This is a genomic window from Ruegeria sp. P8 (genome assembly GCF_056534665.1).
In genome coordinates, this window is the sequence record NZ_JBQERC010000002.1 from 460506 (window position 1) to 477530 (window position 17025).

Consider the following 17025-nt stretch of genomic DNA (forward strand, 5'->3'; position numbering starts at 1 on the left):
TCCCCGCCTTTCAATTGCATTAAGGTCCCGAAAAAATGACCGGCAGGCTCGGGGGAGAAAGACGTGGTACGAGAGGGCAGGCATACGCCGTCGCGCACAGCATTGCGCAGGCGCGATATCAGCCCGACGCCCCGCACTACAGGCGCAGCGGGGTTGTGCCTATGATCCTGGACCGTTATTTCGCTCGCCGGTTCCTGCAAAGTTTCATGGTCATCGGAGGTATTTTCCTGACCTTGATGATTCTCATCGATCTGATCGAACAGATTCGCCGCTTTGACGATTTCGACCTGTCTTTTGCCCAGTTGCTGCACCTCACACTGCTGAATACACCAGCCGCCATCAGCGAAATGCTGCCTTTGCTGGTCATCCTGTCCACCATCGCGCTGTTCGTTGGGCTGGCACGTACGTCCGAACTTGTGGTGACCCGTGCAACTGGCCGCTCGGGCATCCGCGCTTTGGTCGCCCCTGTCCTGTTGTCGCTGATCATCGGCGCTCTGGCCGTTGCACTTTTGAATCCCATCGCAGCGGCCACATCCGAAGAGTTCCGCCGCTTGTCGGATTCATACCGAAACAACGGCAGTTCGGCCCTTTCGATCAGCAGCGAGGGCCTGTGGCTGCGCCAATCCGCCGAGAATGGGCAGGCCGTTATCCACGCCCGGGCCACATCGAACCAAGACAAGCTGCGGCTGGACGGTGTTACCGTCATCACCTTTGGGCGGGATGGCAAACCAACCCAGCAAATTGTTGCGGATCGGGCAGAGTTGGAAGACGGGAACTGGGTTCTGTATCAGGCAAAAATCTGGGCCTTGCAGGATGGGCAAAACCCTGAATCCAATTCAGTTGTGCACGAGCGTCTGGAGCTGCCGACCTCGCTGACCCGACAGCGGATCATGGATACGTTTGGGCAACAGGATTCGGTTTCTGTTTATGACCTGCCCCAGTTGATCAGCGACCTGCGCGAGGCGGGATTTTCGACCAAACAATATGAGGTTTGGCTGCAGGTACAGCTGGCCCGGCCTTTCTTTCTGATCTCGATGGTTCTGATCGGGGCCGCGTTCACCATGCGCCACGTTCGGTTCGGCGGCACAGGGATCGCCGTCCTGACAGCCGTCCTGCTTGGATTTGCCATCTATTTCGTGCGCAATTTCGCGCAAATCCTCGGGGAAAACGGACAATTGCCCATCTATATCGCTGCCTGGGCACCGCCCTTTGCCGCAATTCTGCTGTCTCTTGGTCTGCTACTGCATGCGGAGGACGGCTGATGCGGCATATCGTTCCTGTGTTGCTTACCAGTGCACTGGCTTTGTCCGTCCCGGCGGGAACTGCAGCACAGACATCCCAAGGCCAGCCACAACCACAGGGTACACAAGCGCAACAAGAGCCTGCCTTGCTGGTGGCCGACAAGGTATTCATCACGCCTGAGCGCAAACTTGTGGCTGAAGGCAATGTCGAAGCCTTTCAGGGCGACACCAAATTGTCCGCCCATCGTATCACATATGACCGCGAGACTGGCGAGCTGACACTGGAAGGCCCCATTCGTATCGATCAGGGTGGTCAAACCACCCTGTTGGCGGATTCAGGGCAACTGGACAGCGGAATTCAGAACGGACTGCTGATCGGTGCACGCATGGTGTTTGAACAGCAGGTACAGATCGCCTCGGTTCAGGCGAAACGGGCCGCAGGACGTTATACGCAATTCAGCAAGGTTTCAGCCACATCCTGTCATGTCTGCACCGACGGCAGGCCGCCTCTGTGGCAGATCAGGGCGCGCAAAGTCACGCATGATCAACTGGAACGGCAACTATATTTCGAAGGCGCGCAGCTTCGGGTCCTGGATTATCCGGTATTCTACTTTCCCTATCTGCGCTTGCCCGACCCAACGCTAGAGAGGGCAACCGGCTTTCTGGTTCCTTCGATCCGCAGCACCTCGCAATTGGGCACTGGCGTTCAGGTTCCGTATTTCTTCAAACTTGGCGATCACAAGGACCTGACACTTACGCCTTACGTCTCAGCCAAGACGACAACCCTGGGATACCGCTATCGTCAGGCCTTTGTGAACGGACGCATTCAGGTGGAAGGCGCTTATACACGGGATGATGTGCAACCCGATCAGGATCGCGGCTACCTGTTTGCCACCGGCTGGTTCAATCTGAAGAACGATTTCCGTCTGACCTTCAATCTGGAAACTACATCCGACGATGCCTATCTGGCCGATTACGGCTTGCCGGATCTGGACCGCTTGCGCAGCGAAATCGCACTGGAGCGGATCAAGCGCGATAGTGCGTTCAAAACCGGCCTGATCTACTACAAAACACTTCGGGACAGCGAAAATCAGGACGAAATCCCGTCCCGCGTCTTCGACCTCAACTATGAAAAACGCTATTTTCCCAGCACGCTAGGGGGCGAGGTTCGGCTGGCATTCATCGGTCATGCGCACGAACGCACCAGCGATACAGATGTTGTTGGTCGCGACATGGCACGGGCCACCTTCGATGCCGAATGGCTACGCAGCTGGACTTTCTCATCGGGGTTGCGGGTCGATACCACGTTTGGGGCGTCGGTTGACACTTTCAACATTCGTCACGACAGCAACTACCCCGACAACGTGACCCGATCTACGCCGCGCGCGGCTTTGACTCTCCGTTATCCAATGACCCGGCGCGAGGAATCGGGGGCTGTTCAGTTCCTCGAACCGATTGCGCAGTTCGGATGGACACATGTATCGGACACCGATGTTCCGAATGATGAAAGCACTTTTCAGGAATTCGATCAGGGTAACCTTCTGTCCCTCTCGCGGTTCCCTGCTGAAGATCAGCGCGAGAACAGTGCCACTGGTGTGGTTGGCCTGAACTGGGCCCGGTATGGCGCGGGTGGCTGGCAGGCCCAAGCGACTGTGGGCCAAGTGTTTCGGGCCGACGCCGATCCAAACTTCACGCTGACATCGGGATTGCAGGGCACATCGTCGGATTTGCTGGTGGCCGGGCAGATCAGCACGGCCAATGGCTGGTCACTTGCCGGACGCGGTCTGATCGACGGGGATTTCAGCTTTGTCAAAGCCGAACTGCGCGGCGCATGGGCATCCGAAAATGCCGGCCTGTCTGGTAGCTATATCTGGCAGGAACCGGACCCGGCGGAAAACATCACCGAAGAAATCTCGGAAATTCTGCTTCTCGGACGCTACCAGGTCGATCAGAACTGGCTGACCAATGCCCTGGCGCGCTACGATCTGGCTGAGTCGGAGCCGATCCGGCTGGGTCTGGGTGTGACCTATCAGAACGAATGCGTTCGGGTTAACATGTCCGTAAGTCGGCGCTTTACTTCAACATCCACTATTGAGCCTTCGACAGAATTCGGCTTTACCCTTTCTTTGACAGGGTACGCCCTTGAAGGCGGTGGCAAGACATACAAGAGAACATGCAGTTGATATCAGGTTTCTCCAGGTTTCTCCGTTCCGGTTGGCTTAAACCGGTCACACCGGCACTGGTTGCCGCAGTTTTTGCAATCGCGCCTCTTCAGGGAAGCGCGCAAAGCCTGTTCTCACCCGCGATCCGCGTCAATCAGGATATTGTCACCTGGTACGAGCTTGAACAGCGCCTGCAATTCCTGAATGTTCTGGGTTTGCCCGGTGGTAACGAAGCTGACGTCAGGGATGCCCTGATTGATGAAAAACTGCGCAGGCAGGTCATGCGCAGCGCCGGCGTACAAGCGACGCCCGAGGCCGTTCAGCTGGGCATCGACGAATTCGCCTCGCGCGGACAATTGTCATCCGAACAATTCCTGAAACTTCTCGGCGACGCGGGCGTCGACCCTGAAACGGTCCGGGATTATGTCGCGGATCAACTGGCATGGCGCGACTACATCAGCTCGCGCTATCTGTCGCAGGCGCGCCCGACCGAGGATGAGATTGATCGCGCGCTGGGCCAGACGGGCGGTGGCGGATTGCAGGTCCTGCTGTCCGAAATCATTATCCCGGTAAACCCGCAAACGGTTGCCCAGACCGAGCTTTTGGCCGAAGAAATCTCGCGCCTTGAAGGGCAGGACGCGTTTTCTGCTGCCGCGGCCCAGTATTCCGCAGCCGCAACACGGGGTCAGGGCGGACGTCTGGAGTGGCTGAACATCTCGAACCTGCCCCCGGCGCTTCAACCTGTCATCCTGGGGCTTCAGACCGGTGAAATCACCGACCCGATCACCCTTCCGAACGCGGTTGCCCTGTTTCAGATGCGGGGCTTGCGCGAAGTCGCAACCGGCGCTCCGCGTATTTCAAAGTTGGATTATGCCGCCTATTACCTGCCGGGCGGGCGCAGCGCCGAAACCCTTTCGCGGGCCGCGAAGTTGAAAGAAGAAATCGACACTTGTGATGATCTCTATGGCATTGCCAAGGATCAGCCCGCCGAAGTTCTGGACCGGGTCGAAGCCGCACCTTACGAGGTGCCCGGTGATATTGCCGTGGAACTGGCCAAGCTGGACCGGAACGAAGCGTCGGCGACTCTGACCCGCAACAATGGTCAAACGCTTGTGTTTCTGATGCTGTGCAACCGCACGCGGGATCTGGGCGAAGACACCTCTCGGGGCGATGTCGCCAACGCGCTGGCGCAGCAACGTCTTCAGGCCTTTGCGGCCAGTCTGGTGGAGCAGCTGCGGGCTGACGCTGTCATTACTCAGGAATGATGCGGCCCGTCGCGCTCAGCTGCGGCGAACCGGCCGGTATCGGTCCGGAAATCGCGGCCAAGGCGTGGGCTGAACTGCGCGATGCCTGCCCGTTCTTCTATATCGGGGACGCCAGCCACCTTCCAGCAGGCACACCCGTTGCTAAAATCGAACACCCAAGTCAGGTTGCTGAAGCCTGTGGCCGGGCCCTGCCCGTTCTTCAGATGGATTTTCCCGCCGCGAACGTATTCGGCCAGCCGAATCCGGCCAACGCGCCATCGGTGGTTGATGCCATCGAAACTGGTACCGAACTGGTACAGACCGGTGAGGCCGCAGCACTTTGCACCGCACCGATCAACAAGAAAGCTCTGATTGACGGCGCAGGGTTCACCTTCCCTGGCCATACCGAGTTTCTGGCAGCCCTTTCCGGAACCCGCCGGGTAGTCATGATGCTGGCCAGCGAGCAGTTGCGCGTCGTTCCCGCGACAATTCACATTCCATTGTCACAGGTTCCCGCAGCACTTACCCCTGATCTTCTGCGCGAAACGATTGAAATCACCGTGCGCGGTTTGCGTGATCAGTTCGGTATCGCGCATCCCCGCATCGCAGTTGCAGGCCTGAACCCGCATGCAGGTGAAGGCGGCAAGATGGGCACAGAGGAGCTCGACTGGATTGCTCCGATGCTGGCTGATCTGAACCCCGAGGACGCGACGATTACAGGCCCCCACCCTGCGGATACGCTGTTTCACGCAGCCGCCCGCGCCCGCTATGACGCCGCCATCGCCATGTATCACGATCAGGCCCTGATCCCGATCAAGACGCTGGATTTCGACCGGGGCGTGAATGTCACCCTTGGCCTGCCGTTCATCCGTACCTCACCCGACCACGGAACAGCACTGGACATCGCGGGGAAAGGCATCGCCAACCCCTCCAGCCTTATCGAAGCCCTGAAACTTGCCCAACGCATGGTAAAAAGCTCTTGATCCTTCACCTGGCTGAAAATATCCCCGCCGGAGGCACAAAAATCTCGGGCACAGCCCCTTTCACAGGCGCCAAGGTATTCCGATCATGAGCGCTATAGACACGCTTCCCCCTCTGCGCGAGGTCATCGCAACCCACCAGCTTTCGGCGCGCAAATCGCTGGGGCAGAATTTCCTGTTGGATCTGAACCTGACTGCCAAGATCGCCCGACAAGCCGGCGATTTGTCAGAATGCGATGTGCTTGAAATCGGCCCCGGTCCCGGTGGGTTGACACGAGGCCTGCTGTCCGAAGGCGCGCGCAAGGTCGTGGCCGTCGAAAAAGATACACGGTGCATTGCCGCCCTGAACGACATCGCCGCCGCGTATCCGGGTCGGCTTGAGGTGATCAACGGCGACGCACTGGAGATCAACCCGCTTGAATATCTGACACCGCCAATCCGCGTCGCCGCCAACCTGCCCTACAATGTCGGCACCGAGCTGCTGGTGCGTTGGCTGACACCGCCCGAATGGCCCCCATTCTGGCAGAGCCTGACGCTGATGTTCCAACGCGAAGTGGCCGAGCGTATTGTTGCCCAACCCGGCAGCAAAGCGTATGGACGCCTTGCCATCCTTGCCCAATGGCGGGCAGAGGCACGTATCGCCATGTTGCTTCCCCCCGGGGCCTTCACTCCGCCGCCCAAGGTTTCAAGCGCCGTGGTCCACCTGACCGCCTTGCCCGAGCCACGCTATCCCGCCGATGCCGCCACCCTGTCGCGCGTCGTGGCTGCCGCCTTCAACCAACGCCGCAAGATGCTGCGCGCCTCACTCAAAGGCATTGCCCCGGATATCGAAGACCGCCTTCTGGCCGCAGGTATCAAGCCCACGGACCGTGCCGAGCAAGTCCCGCTGGAAGCGTTCTGCGCTTTGGCGCGCGAAGTTAAGAAAACCTGATCAAACGAAAAAGCCCCGAGTTAAACCTCGGGGCTTGGTTCTTTTGACATCGGCTTTATTCTGCCGCCTCCGGTGCGTCCCCCGTGTCGGCAGGAGCATCCTCTTTTGCCTCGGGCGCAGCTTTGGGCTTCCGGGCGCGTGGCTTACGCGCGGGTTTTTCCTTGCGCGGAGCCTCTTCCGGTGTTTCAGCCGCCGGGGTTTCTTTGTTTTCCGGGGTCTCCACCAGACCGCTATCGGGCTCTGAAACTTGCTGAGACAGGTCCATTACATCAGGCTGCGGTGCTTCGGCCGGATCAGCCTGGCGGGTCGCTTCGCGTTCCTGACGTTCGGCACGTTCACGGTCGCGCTCGGCCTGGCGTTCGCGGTTCTGGCGCTCCTGCTCTTCACGGCGCGCGTCAATCTCGCGCTGCGCTTCGCTCAGCATCCGCAGGTAGTGTTCCGCGTGTTGCTGGAAGTTTTCTGCCGCCACGCGGTCATTCGACAGCTGAGCGTCACGTGCCAACTGGTTGTATTTATCAATAATCTGCTGCGGCGTGCCACGGACCTTGCCTTCGGGACCCGAGCTGTCAAAAACCCGGTTTACGACGTTGCCGCCAGAAGGACGATTGCGGTTATTCTTGGCCCGCGAACGGGGTTTGGAAGATCTCATCTTACTTTACGTCAGCCTTATCTATGCGATGTCGTTCAACCCGTGTTTTGCACTGCTCTAAGGCGTTTGCCGTGACGGGAAGTCGACTTTTTGGGCTTGGCGTCAGGGGTGCGCTGCAACAGCGTCAACCTCGCCGACTAATCCTGAGTAAACATGTCCTGACGGCGCAGACAAGAGGAATCTCGGGTTTTCACCAGCTTTTTTGTTCAGGTCGGCGTTTTTTGCCGCAAACCCGCCGCTCATCCCGGCATTCTTGCGCCGACGACACGATCGCGACCGTCCAGATCGGGGATTACCCGGACGTCCACCAACCCAGCGGCATCGAACAAGGCTGACACTTTTGCCGCCTGCGTCGGACCGATTTCGACAAGAATTCGCCCGCCCGCCAACAGAAAATCCGGGGTCGCCGCCGCGATCCGACGATACGCGCCCAACCCGTCCCCCTCATCCGTCAGGGCCATGCGCGGCTCGTGCTCACGCACTTCGGGCGACAGTTCTTCCATCTCACACACTGAGATATACGGAGGGTTGGAAACAATCAGGTCGAATTTGTCTTCAATGTTTTCGAACCAGTTTGATCGAAGGATCTCAATCCGCGTCTCTACCTGATGCTGAACCGCATTGGCACTGGCTTGCAGGCAGGCGGCTTCGCTCAGATCAACACCCACGCCCGTGGCACTGCTGCGTTCGGCCAGAAGGGTTATCAGGATACACCCCGAGCCCAGCCCTAGGTCGAGGACATGATCAAATGGTTCGCTCAACGCCGCTTCGATCAGGGTTTCAGTTTCTGGGCGCGGATCAAGGACATCCCGGCTGACGCGGAACCTGCGGCCGTAAAACTCCCGCTCACCCAACAGATGCGACACCGGAACCCGGATGGCCCGCAAGGAGATCAACTGGTCATAACGCTCGGCGATTTCGGGCTGTAATTCTTCCGGGGCAATCAGTGTCACGCGACTGGCTTCAATCCGTGCAGCGTGGGCCAGCAACAGACGCGCGTCGCGTGCCGGATCGTCCACACCGGCCGCACGCAGACGCGCTGTCGCTGCCACCATGGCCTGTGCCGCTGTTTGCAGACCTGTCATTGTGCCATCTCAGCCAGCAGCCGGGCCTGATCATCCGCCGTCAGCGCATCAATCACCTCGTCCAGATCACCCTGCATCACCTGATCCAGCTTATATAGCGTCAGGTTGATCCGGTGGTCGGTCATGCGCCCCTGCGGGAAGTTATAAGTACGAATGCGTTCCGAGCGATCCCCCGTGCCCACCTGACTGGCACGATCTGCCGAGCGTTCACTGTCAATCCGCTGCCGTTCCAGATCGTACAAGCGCGTCTTCAGAACCTGCATGGCGATCTCGCGGTTGCGATGCTGGGACTTCTCGGAACTTGTCACCACCAATCCCGTCGGAAGATGCGTGATCCGCACTGCCGAGTCGGTCGTGTTCACGTGCTGTCCGCCCGCGCCCGAGCTTCGCATCGTATCGATTCGGATATCATTGGCGTCGATCTGGATGTCTACATCCTCGGCCTCGGGCAGAACCGCCACAGTCGCCGCCGAGGTGTGAATGCGCCCGCCGCTTTCGGTTTCGGGCACGCGTTGCACCCGATGGACGCCGGATTCGTACTTCAGTCGCGCAAAGACGTTGTCGCCTTTGATATGGGCTACTACTTCCTTGATGCCGCCCAGATCCGAGGCCTGTTCTTCGATAATCTCGAATTTCCAGCCACGCGCCTCGGCGTAACGCTGATACATGCGCAACAGGTCACTTGCGAACAAAGCGGCCTCGTCCCCGCCGGTGCCAGGGCGAATTTCCAGCATCGCCGGACGGGCATCTGCCGCATCCTTTGGCAACAGTGCCAGTTGGAGCGCGTTTTCCGCCTTGGGGATGCGGGCCTGCAACTCGGGGATTTCCTCCTCGGCAAGCTCTTTCATGTCCGGGTCAGTCAGCATCGCCTGCGCTTCGGCCAGATCCCCCACCAGCTGTCGCCAGGCCATGATCTGATCGACCACAGGCTTGAGGTCGGAATATTCTTTGGCCAGCGCCGCAATATCACCACCCGATGCGCCATCTGCCATGGCAGCTTCGAGGTACTGAAAACGCTGGGTGATCTGTTCAAGACGTTCTTCGGGGATCATCCCGGCGGTGTCTCTCATCCGGGGGCTTTGGTCAAGGGCAACGTCATGCTAAGCTCGCGGCCATGAAACGGTTTTTTCTTACTCTGCTGCTGACAACCACGCCTGCCCTCGCCGATTACATCGGCCCTGACGGCAAGACGCGGGATTGCTATTGCACCGACACATCCGGGTCTCGCATCGAACTGGGTGAGATGATCTGCCTTCAGGTCGACGGACGCATGTTCACCGCGCAATGCCAGATGTCCCTGAACGTTCCTATGTGGCGCGAGGTTCAGGAAGGGTGTTTGTCGTCTGGATTACACTCGGACTGGCCAAATTTGGATACACCACCAGATGGTGACAACGCTCTCTGAGCGCTACAAGTCTTCCCACTTGCTCAAATTGTATGCCCTGCGTTGGAACAGTCTTAGTGCGACTGTTAGCAAAGTAAGTGGTACGGCGGCCAACACTGCGGGGCCAAATATATTGGGAAGGCAAAAGTTCTCACCAAGAATGACAGTTACCCCGGCCTGAAACGAAGCAACTATCAAGGTCACCAAGACAAACACAGCAACATTGGTTAATGGCGATGCCCAATACAGAAAGGGTCTTGGTTCAAAGCCAAGGGCTTTCAATCGTTCAAGCTCAGACTCAATTCTTATGTGCTGCTTAACACCGGCCTGCTCAATTTCAGCCAATGCATTATGGAACTTTTTCTCATAGTCACTCATACGTCCAATCTAGGAACTTTCCCCTTGGTTTCAATCTATTGAAGTGCCGCCAACCACCCATCGACTCGCGCCCTGTTCACCCCGAAATCCTTACGACCAAACCGCAAGCGGCCGTGAATGCGCAGGGTGTCTCCGTCCTGCTGAGCCGTGGTGTAGTCGGGAAAGCCGATCCATTTCGTGCGGGTGATATAGGTGATCATGCCCTCGCTGACCGAGCCGGCCAATACCGTAGTGCGCGGCGTGGTTTGGGCAATCTCATCAAGACGCTGCAACCCGTCGGGGCCGGTTTCAACAACGCGCAACACACCACCGGGCAAGTTCTGGCTTTCGGTCGAAACCAAAGCGACGTGCCACCGCGCAGGGTCTGACGGTGCCAGCCGGACATAGGCGCCCGCCCCAACCACAAGCGCAACCACCGCCCACAAAGCCATCCTTCTCATCCCGCTCTATCCTTTTTGGTGAACCCTAAGCGGAACAAAACCGGCGGCAAGACATTCCACCGCGTCTTACCGCGACGTCACACCCGGCAGGATACACAGCATCTCATAGATCAGGTTGGCTGCTGTCAGTGCAGTGTTGCCCGATGGATCATAAGGAGGTGAGACCTCGACCAGATCGCATCCCACTACGTTTACCCCATGCAGTGCATGGATCAGTTGCAGCGCTTGCGGTGTCGTCAGACCAGCGATTTCCGGCGTGCCGGTGCCCGGAGCGTATGCGGGATCTAGGCTGTCGATGTCATAGGAGATGTAAACCGGGTGGTCCCCAATGATCTTGCGAACCTGCGATCCGATCTGGGTCAGATTCTGCTGCCACAGCTCCCATGCGGGGAACTGGCGGAAGCCCCAATCCTTGGCTTCGGTAAAATCCGAGGCTGCATAACCCGAGCCCCGAATGCCGATCTGGAACGTCTTGTCGGGAACAATCAACCCCTCTTCATAGGCGCGGCGGAAAACGGTGCCGTGGGTTTCGCGTTCACCGAACATCTCGTCATTCACATCGGCATGGGCGTCCACATGCACCAACGCCACGGGACCGTGTTTGGCCTTGATGGCTCGCAGGATCGGCAGGGTGATCGAATGATCGCCCCCCATCGCCACAGGGATCACGCCTTTCGCCAAAATGGCGTCATAGCTTTCCTTGATGATCCTGAGGCTGTCTGCAAGCGAGAAGGTGTTGATCGCCAGATCCCCAATATCGGCTATCTGCAAGCTGTCGAACGGGGCCGCTCTGGTGGCCATGTTATAGGGTCGGATCATCGCGCTTTCGCCGCGGATCTGCTTGGGGCCAAAGCGCGTGCCCGACCGCCACGACGTGCCAATATCCATCGGCACCCCCAACACCGCCACATCCAACCCCTCAAGCGAGGTGGCCTGCGGCAGGCGCATGAATGTGTTCGGCCCGGAAAACCGGGCCAGATCATTCCCGCTAAGTGGTTGGTTGAATTCGGTCATGTGCGTAATGGTCCCGTCCCTGTTCGTCACTTGATCCAGCACATACCTTAAGCATGGCTAACTGTTGGTTAACGTGAACCCTTGCGGGTTTACCCATCTGCTTTATCCAGCTTGTTCCACCCCAACAGGCAAATGATCTGCGTCGCCACATGGGCCCCAGCAATCGCTGTCGCACCTGAGGTGTCAAAGGGCGGCGATACTTCGACAACGTCCCCGCCCTTGATATTGATCCCGGCAATGTCGCGCAGGATGATTTGCGCCTGAATCGAGCTTAACCCACCCCAGACTGGCGTGCCCGTACCAGGGGCAAAAGCCGGGTCAAGACCGTCGATGTCAAAGCTGAGGTAAACGGGGCTGTCACCAAGAATGTTCTTGATCTTCTCTGCCACTGCAGCTGGCCCCGATTCATAAACCTCGCGCGCATCAATGATGTTCACGCCCAGCGTATCCTCGTTCGTCGTGCGAATACCCACCTGGACCGAGCGTTTCGGATCGACAATGCCCGACTTTACAGCCTTGTAGAACATTGTCCCGTGATCCACGCGGGACATGTCGTCGTCGGCCCATGTGTCGGTATGCGCATCGAACTGCAGCAGGGACATTGGCCCGAATTTCTCGGCATAGGCCTTGAGGATCGGAAAACTGATATAGTGATCGCCACCCAGCGCAACCGACGCCACATCAGCAGCCAGAATGGTTCGGATGTGGTCGGTCAGCGTGTCAGGAAAGGCCGGGATATTGGCGTAATCATAAGCCATATCGCCATAATCCACGATCGCCAGTTCACTCAGCGCATCAAAGGGCCAGCCATAAGGCGCATCGGGCGACTGAAGCGCGCTGGCCTCACGGATCGCCCGAGGGCCAAGGCGCGTGCCGGGCCGGTTTGTAACCGCTTGATCAAACGGCACGCCAGTAACGGCGATGTCCACTCCCTTCAGGTTCTTGGTGTAAAGCCGCCGCAGAAAAGACGTCGCCCCGCCGAACGTATTTTCATAAGACAACCCCTTGAGGTCCGGATTGGTGAATGCCTCATCCACCTGGTTTCTTGCGTCTTCCAGTGCCATGTCTTCTGTAGTCCCTTTCCCGAACCTTTATCAGCTCAACGGCTGCGCTTTTTCCACGATCCGCGCGAAAAACGACGCGCCCACCGGTGCGATTTCGTCGTTAAAGTTGTATTTCGGATGATGCAGCCCTGCGCCTTCGCCCTGCCCTAGGAACAAATAAGCACCGGGGCGCTTTTGCAGCATGTACGAGAAATCCTCGGCCCCCATCTCGCGCCCGGTATTGCCGGTGACGCGGTCGTCACCGGATATTTCACGCGCCACCTCGGTCGCAAAGCCCGCCTTTTCGGCATCATTGATGGTGGCTGGGTAATCGACATTGTATTCCAATCGCGCCTCGACCCCATAGGATTTGGCTTGTCCTTCGACAATCTCGGCCATGCGCCGCATCACCATCTGCTGGACGTTCGGATCGAACGTTCGAACGGTACCGTTGATATAGGCCGTATCCGGGATAACGTTGTTGACCGTGCCGGTGTGGATTTGCGTGACCGAAACGACAAGATCATCCAGCGCATAATGGTTGCGGCTGACAATGGTCTGAATGGCCTGCGCAATCCCACAGGCCGCCATAACCGGATCACGGGTTTCATGCGGCATGGCACCGTGGCCGCCGACACCCTGAATATGCACTTCGAACGTATCGACAGCCGCCATGATCGGCCCCGGCGTGGTATAGAATGTCCCTACGGCAAATCCCGGCGCGTTGTGCAGCGCATAGACCTGCGAGATGTCGAACCGGTCCATGATGCCTTCTTCGACCATCACACCAGCACCACCGCCATCTTCCTCGGCGGGTTGAAAGATCAGCGCCACGCGACCGCTGAAATTTCGCGTCTCGGCCAGATAACGTGCCGCGCCCAGTAGCATGGTAGTATGCCCGTCATGGCCGCAGGCATGCATCTTTCCGGGGTTCTGAGAGGCATAGTCAACGCCCGTTTCCTCGGTAATTGGCAACGCATCCATATCGGCGCGCAAGCCAATCGTCGGCCCGTCGCCCTGCCCGTTGATGATCGCGACCATCCCGGTCTTTGCGATCCCCTCATGCAACTCATCAACCCCGAACTCACGCAGACGTTCGGCCACAAAGGCTGCCGTTTCATGGCATTCGAATTCCAACTCGGGGATGGTATGCAGATACTGGCGCCATCTGGTCATGTCGGCAGAGAAATCGGCAATTCGGTTGACGACGGGCATCTGGGGTGGACTCCTGATCGGGACTGCGGAATGGATGCATCTGACACCGGAATGAAAGGGTTCGCAATGGCTGAAAATCCTCTGATCCATGACAGCAATGCAGGTATCGAACGGCTGCTGGAAATCATGCGCCGCCTGCGCGATCCGCAATCCGGCTGCCCGTGGGATATCGAACAGGATTTCGCGACCATCGCCCCCTATACGATCGAAGAGGCCTATGAGGTCGCTGACGCCATCGAACGCGAAGCCTATGACGAGCTTAAGGGAGAGCTGGGGGATTTGCTGTTCCAATCCGTGTTTCACGCCCAAATGGCAGAAGAAGCAGGACATTTCACCTTTCAGGACGTGGTGCGCACCATGTCCGACAAGATGGTCAGCCGCCATCCGCATGTGTTTGGCGATGAATCCCGCGACAAGTCGGCCGACCAGCAAACCAAAGATTGGGAAGCCATCAAAGCCGCCGAGCGGGCGGGCAAAGAACAAAAAGGTGCACTGGACGGTGTGGCCGCAAACCTGCCCGCCCTGTTGCGCGCGCATAAGCTGCAAAAACGTGCCGCTCGGGTGGGGTTCGACTGGCCTGACGCCAGCCATGTGCTGGCCAAGATCACCGAAGAAGCCGCCGAACTGGAAGAGGCGCGCGACAAAATGGATACCGACGCGCTGGAAGACGAGTTCGGCGATCTGCTGTTCGTGATGGTCAATCTGGGCCGTCATCTTGGCATCGAACCCGAAGCCGCCCTGCGTCGCACCAATGCCAAGTTCACCCGTCGCTTTGAAAAGGTCGAAGCCCGGCTGGCCGAACGGGGCAAGACCCCCACGCAAAGCGATCTGGCCGAGATGGATGCGCTGTGGGACGAGGTCAAAACGGAAGAGCATCGCGCCAATGGCAAACTCCCGCCGGTGGATGCACTGGCGGCGACCAGAAACGGGTAGACAAGCGATCCGACACTTGCGAGTGTCCCACCTTCACGACCCCCGGAGACGCCCATGCCCCCTCGCAAGATCATCATCGACACCGATCCCGGACAGGATGACGCCGTCGCCATCCTGCTGGCGCTGGCCAGCCCGGACGAGATCGAGGTTCTGGGTATTACGGCCGTCGCGGGCAACGTCCCGCTCGCCCTCACGGCCAAGAACGCCCGAATCGTTTGTGAATTGGCCGGACGTACGGATGTGCCGGTTTATGCGGGCTGCGACAAACCGCTGAACCGCCCGCTTGTAACCGCAGAACATGTGCACGGAAAAACCGGGCTGGATGGCCCGGTCCTGCCGGATCCGCAGATGCCCTTGGCTGAAGGTCACGCTGTGGACTTCATCATCGACACCCTGCGCGCTGAAGAATCTGGGACGGTGACCCTGTGTCCACTGGGGCCGCTGACAAACATCGCGACTGCATTTCGCAAAGCCCCAGATATTATCGACCGCGTGCAGGAAATCGTCTTGATGGGCGGGGCATATTTCGAAGTTGGTAACATCACCCCCACCGCTGAATTCAACATCTATGTCGACCCAGAAGCTGCTGATATCGTTTTTAAATCCGGAAGGCCAATCGTTGTCATGCCATTGGATGTCACACACAAAGCGCTGGTGACCAAATCACGAAACGACGCGTTCCGCGCATTGGACAGCAAGGTTGGACATGCCGTGGCCGAGATGACGGATTTCTTTGAACGCTTCGATAAAGAGAAATACGGCAGCGCAGGCGCCCCCCTGCACGACCCTTGCGTCACTGCCTATCTGATCCGCCCCGAGCTGTTTTCGGGTCGCCACGTGAATGTCGTGATTGAAACAGGGTCCGACCTGACCCTGGGCATGACCGTTGCGGATTGGTGGGGTGTCACCAACCGCGCACCAAATGCGTTGTTCATGGGGGAAATCGACGCTGACGGCTTTTTCACCTTGCTGACAGAAAGGCTGGCCAGATTATGAGCGCCGCCCTCCGCCTTGCGCGCCCCGAAGATCTGGATCGCCTTATGACGCTGGTCACCGCCTTTCATACAGAGGCCGGGCTGACACAGGACGCGGACAAGACACGCAATGCCCTCGCCCCCATGCTGGATGGAATCCCTCATGGCTGTGTCTATCTGATCGGGCCCGGGCGCGCGCCTTTGGGATATATCATCCTGACCTTTGGCTGGTCAGTCGAGTTCGGCGGCATGGACGGTTTCGTGGACGAGATCTATATACGCCCCGCCGTTCGGGGCCGCGGCATTGCCACCGAGGTTCTTTTGGACCTGCCCAAAGCTCTTGCCGGGGCAGGCCTGATGGCTCTTCATCTGGAAGTCGACCGAAACAATGAAACTGCCCAAAAGCTCTATCTGCGCACCGGGTTCAGACAACGTGACAGGTATATGCTGATGAGCAAGGTACTTTAGCGCGACTCGCCGCGGAAGATATTTGCCGGATTCATGTCCTGAACCGGGTCAGTCGACGAAACCTGTTCTCCGGTTATCGGATACGTTCCTGGACCCGCGCAGGCGGACAATACTGTGATGGACGCTGTGGCGATTATCAGAAGGAATTTGGATACAGACATCGTAGTCTCCTTTCTGCAATGAAGACAAACTACGGCATTCGGTGTGGACGTGATAAGTAACAAGTTCACACATAAGAATAGATAAGCCATCTTTTTATTGTCAAACACCTCCAAAACAGACGGATATATCCCTGAAAACTTTAACTTTTCTCAGGCCCGTGTGTGTCTTTCTCAAATAGCGGCATCTCGAAAAAAAGCAGGTGGTCGCGTGCGATTTCAGGAGTTTGGTAATAGGCGTCGCGCAGGTGAAAGCCCAAAGACAGGTATAACCGAGTCGCCGCTTCCAGGGGTTTGCCGGTGTCCATTCGAATATAGTCGAACCCAAGATCTCGACACATTTCGATCAGCGAAAGCATGATGGCACAGCCTGCGCCGGTCCCTCTTGCTGCGTCAGTTACAAATACGCGTTTGATTTCAGCCACACCAGGCTCGTTGGTGTGAAACATGCCACAGCCGACCGGTTCCCCATGCAGCAATGCCAGTTTGATCCCACCGTTCGGCGGCGTGTGTTCCGCGTCGATGTTGTCCATTACACGGGTGTATTTTTCGCTTGGATAGAAGGTCTGAACGATTTGGGCGGTTCTTTCATCCAGTGCCAGCAGGAAATCCCTGTAATCCCAACACAAACGCCGAACCGCTTCAAACTGGTCCGGCGTTTCCGGTTCGATGATGTTCAGCACAATGCGACCCCCGGATTAAACCCAGGGGCCAGCCTAGCACCAC

General features: G+C 58.1%; 19 protein-coding genes. 9 read left to right on the forward strand and 10 right to left on the reverse strand.

Annotation, left to right across the window (positions count from 1 at the left end; genetic code table 11):
• Nucleotides 1–161: 161 nt before the first annotated feature.
• The 5 genes from lptG to rsmA all read left to right on the forward strand — a co-directional run bounded on the left by lptG (nt 162) and on the right by rsmA (nt 6558).
• Entirely contained in the window at nt 162–1262 is a 1101-nt protein-coding gene (gene lptG / locus ACR0BZ_RS05660; protein ID WP_480830685.1) for an LPS export ABC transporter permease LptG, read from the forward strand.
• A complete protein-coding gene (locus ACR0BZ_RS05665; protein ID WP_480919676.1) occupies nt 1262–3424 on the forward strand; it encodes an LPS-assembly protein LptD in 2163 nt (720 codons plus the stop codon). Before lptG ends, ACR0BZ_RS05665 begins: the two co-directional genes overlap by 1 nt.
• Nucleotides 3415–4668 carry a peptidylprolyl isomerase gene (locus ACR0BZ_RS05670; RefSeq protein ID WP_480919677.1) on the forward strand — a complete coding sequence of 418 codons (1254 nt, stop codon included), beginning with the start codon at nt 3415–3417 and terminating at the stop codon, nt 4666–4668. The genes ACR0BZ_RS05665 and ACR0BZ_RS05670 overlap by 10 nt, the downstream gene beginning before the upstream one ends.
• Nucleotides 4665–5630, forward strand: a complete 966-nt coding sequence (pdxA, locus tag ACR0BZ_RS05675) for a 4-hydroxythreonine-4-phosphate dehydrogenase PdxA (RefSeq protein ID WP_480830681.1) — start codon at nt 4665–4667, stop codon at nt 5628–5630. The genes ACR0BZ_RS05670 and pdxA overlap by 4 nt, the downstream gene beginning before the upstream one ends.
• An 85-nt stretch (nt 5631–5715) precedes the next feature.
• Nucleotides 5716–6558, forward strand: a complete 843-nt coding sequence (gene rsmA / locus ACR0BZ_RS05680) for a 16S rRNA (adenine(1518)-N(6)/adenine(1519)-N(6))-dimethyltransferase RsmA (RefSeq protein ID WP_480485400.1) — start codon at nt 5716–5718, stop codon at nt 6556–6558.
• Nucleotides 6559–6613: 55 nt separating this feature from the next.
• On the opposite strand, the gene ACR0BZ_RS05685 is transcribed toward rsmA, so the two are convergent.
• The 3 genes from ACR0BZ_RS05685 to prfA form a co-directional block, all read right to left on the reverse strand.
• Entirely contained in the window at nt 6614–7207 is a 594-nt protein-coding gene (locus tag ACR0BZ_RS05685; protein WP_267364566.1) for a DUF4167 domain-containing protein, read from the reverse strand.
• 239 nt (nt 7208–7446) lie between these two features.
• A complete protein-coding gene (prmC, locus tag ACR0BZ_RS05690; RefSeq protein ID WP_480485398.1) occupies nt 7447–8292 on the reverse strand; it encodes a peptide chain release factor N(5)-glutamine methyltransferase in 846 nt (281 codons plus the stop codon).
• Nucleotides 8289–9344 carry a peptide chain release factor 1 gene (gene prfA / locus ACR0BZ_RS05695; protein ID WP_267364571.1) on the reverse strand — a complete coding sequence of 352 codons (1056 nt, stop codon included), beginning with the start codon at nt 9342–9344 and terminating at the stop codon, nt 8289–8291. Before prfA ends, prmC begins: the two co-directional genes overlap by 4 nt.
• A 62-nt stretch (nt 9345–9406) precedes the next feature.
• Between prfA and ACR0BZ_RS05700 the strand changes: the two genes are divergently transcribed.
• On the forward strand, nt 9407–9697 hold the full coding sequence (locus ACR0BZ_RS05700; protein WP_480919678.1) for a hypothetical protein: 291 nt from the start codon (nt 9407–9409) through the stop codon (nt 9695–9697).
• 3 nt (nt 9698–9700) lie between these two features.
• Here the strand turns inward: ACR0BZ_RS05700 and ACR0BZ_RS05705 are convergent, their stop codons facing one another.
• The 5 genes from ACR0BZ_RS05705 to ACR0BZ_RS05725 all read right to left on the reverse strand — a co-directional run bounded on the left by ACR0BZ_RS05705 (nt 9701) and on the right by ACR0BZ_RS05725 (nt 13766).
• Nucleotides 9701–10054 carry a DUF6404 family protein gene (locus ACR0BZ_RS05705; protein WP_480919679.1) on the reverse strand — a complete coding sequence of 118 codons (354 nt, stop codon included), beginning with the start codon at nt 10052–10054 and terminating at the stop codon, nt 9701–9703.
• Nucleotides 10055–10089: 35 nt separating this feature from the next.
• Nucleotides 10090–10494: a DUF1499 domain-containing protein gene (locus ACR0BZ_RS05710; RefSeq protein ID WP_480919680.1), complete on the reverse strand. Its 405-nt coding sequence runs from the start codon at nt 10492–10494 to the stop codon at nt 10090–10092.
• Nucleotides 10495–10560: 66 nt separating this feature from the next.
• Nucleotides 10561–11508: an agmatinase gene (speB, locus tag ACR0BZ_RS05715; protein WP_480919681.1), complete on the reverse strand. Its 948-nt coding sequence runs from the start codon at nt 11506–11508 to the stop codon at nt 10561–10563.
• 89 nt (nt 11509–11597) lie between these two features.
• Entirely contained in the window at nt 11598–12572 is a 975-nt protein-coding gene (speB, locus tag ACR0BZ_RS05720) for an agmatinase (protein ID WP_480480570.1), read from the reverse strand.
• Nucleotides 12573–12602: 30 nt separating this feature from the next.
• Nucleotides 12603–13766 carry a M20 aminoacylase family protein gene (locus tag ACR0BZ_RS05725; protein WP_480564418.1) on the reverse strand — a complete coding sequence of 388 codons (1164 nt, stop codon included), beginning with the start codon at nt 13764–13766 and terminating at the stop codon, nt 12603–12605.
• A gap of 66 nt (nt 13767–13832) precedes the next feature.
• Here ACR0BZ_RS05725 and mazG point away from each other — a divergent pair, with 66 nt between their 5' ends.
• From mazG to ACR0BZ_RS05740, 3 genes are read left to right on the forward strand one after another with little or no spacing between them, the layout of a single operon-like run.
• Nucleotides 13833–14699 carry a nucleoside triphosphate pyrophosphohydrolase gene (gene mazG / locus ACR0BZ_RS05730; protein WP_480919755.1) on the forward strand — a complete coding sequence of 289 codons (867 nt, stop codon included), beginning with the start codon at nt 13833–13835 and terminating at the stop codon, nt 14697–14699.
• Between the two features lie 54 nt (nt 14700–14753).
• Nucleotides 14754–15695, forward strand: coding sequence for a nucleoside hydrolase (locus ACR0BZ_RS05735; protein WP_480919682.1), 942 nt, complete (start codon nt 14754–14756; stop codon nt 15693–15695).
• Nucleotides 15692–16141, forward strand: a complete 450-nt coding sequence (locus ACR0BZ_RS05740; RefSeq protein ID WP_267364554.1) for a GNAT family N-acetyltransferase — start codon at nt 15692–15694, stop codon at nt 16139–16141. The genes ACR0BZ_RS05735 and ACR0BZ_RS05740 overlap by 4 nt, the downstream gene beginning before the upstream one ends.
• Here ACR0BZ_RS05740 and ACR0BZ_RS05745 read toward each other — a convergent pair.
• Nucleotides 16138–16302 (reverse strand): hypothetical protein, encoded by a 165-nt coding sequence (locus ACR0BZ_RS05745; RefSeq protein ID WP_480919683.1) that lies wholly within the window; start codon nt 16300–16302, stop codon nt 16138–16140. The two genes, ACR0BZ_RS05740 and ACR0BZ_RS05745, sit on opposite strands and share 4 nt — an antisense overlap.
• Nucleotides 16303–16442: 140 nt before the next feature.
• The gene (locus tag ACR0BZ_RS05750) at nt 16443–16982 is read right to left on the reverse strand and encodes a GNAT family N-acetyltransferase (RefSeq protein WP_480919684.1); all 540 of its coding nucleotides are present in this window, start codon (nt 16980–16982) and stop codon (nt 16443–16445) included.
• Between the last annotated feature and the right edge of the window lie 43 nt (nt 16983–17025).

Bases quoted from the DNA above. Each gene is read 5' to 3' on its own strand.
- lptG (WP_480830685.1), top strand. From the start codon at position 162: ATGATCCTGGACCGTTATTTCGCTCGCCGGTTCCTGCAAAGTTTCATG.
- ACR0BZ_RS05745 (WP_480919683.1), bottom strand. From the start codon at position 16,302: ATGTCTGTATCCAAATTCCTTCTGATAATCGCCACAGCGTCCATCACA.
- rsmA (WP_480485400.1), top strand. From the start codon at position 5,716: ATGAGCGCTATAGACACGCTTCCCCCTCTGCGCGAGGTCATCGCAACC.
- ACR0BZ_RS05740 (WP_267364554.1), top strand. From the start codon at position 15,692: ATGAGCGCCGCCCTCCGCCTTGCGCGCCCCGAAGATCTGGATCGCCTT.
- ACR0BZ_RS05670 (WP_480919677.1), top strand. From the start codon at position 3,415: ATGCAGTTGATATCAGGTTTCTCCAGGTTTCTCCGTTCCGGTTGGCTT.
- ACR0BZ_RS05735 (WP_480919682.1), top strand. From the start codon at position 14,754: ATGCCCCCTCGCAAGATCATCATCGACACCGATCCCGGACAGGATGAC.
- ACR0BZ_RS05665 (WP_480919676.1), top strand. From the start codon at position 1,262: ATGCGGCATATCGTTCCTGTGTTGCTTACCAGTGCACTGGCTTTGTCC.
- pdxA (WP_480830681.1), top strand. From the start codon at position 4,665: ATGATGCGGCCCGTCGCGCTCAGCTGCGGCGAACCGGCCGGTATCGGT.
- ACR0BZ_RS05705 (WP_480919679.1), bottom strand. From the start codon at position 10,054: ATGAGTGACTATGAGAAAAAGTTCCATAATGCATTGGCTGAAATTGAG.
- ACR0BZ_RS05685 (WP_267364566.1), bottom strand. From the start codon at position 7,207: ATGAGATCTTCCAAACCCCGTTCGCGGGCCAAGAATAACCGCAATCGT.
- ACR0BZ_RS05725 (WP_480564418.1), bottom strand. From the start codon at position 13,766: ATGCCCGTCGTCAACCGAATTGCCGATTTCTCTGCCGACATGACCAGA.
- ACR0BZ_RS05700 (WP_480919678.1), top strand. From the start codon at position 9,407: ATGAAACGGTTTTTTCTTACTCTGCTGCTGACAACCACGCCTGCCCTC.
- prfA (WP_267364571.1), bottom strand. From the start codon at position 9,344: ATGATCCCCGAAGAACGTCTTGAACAGATCACCCAGCGTTTTCAGTAC.
- ACR0BZ_RS05710 (WP_480919680.1), bottom strand. From the start codon at position 10,494: ATGAGAAGGATGGCTTTGTGGGCGGTGGTTGCGCTTGTGGTTGGGGCG.
- speB (WP_480919681.1), bottom strand. From the start codon at position 11,508: ATGACCGAATTCAACCAACCACTTAGCGGGAATGATCTGGCCCGGTTT.
- mazG (WP_480919755.1), top strand. From the start codon at position 13,833: ATGGCTGAAAATCCTCTGATCCATGACAGCAATGCAGGTATCGAACGG.
- speB (WP_480480570.1), bottom strand. From the start codon at position 12,572: ATGGCACTGGAAGACGCAAGAAACCAGGTGGATGAGGCATTCACCAAT.
- prmC (WP_480485398.1), bottom strand. From the start codon at position 8,292: ATGACAGGTCTGCAAACAGCGGCACAGGCCATGGTGGCAGCGACAGCG.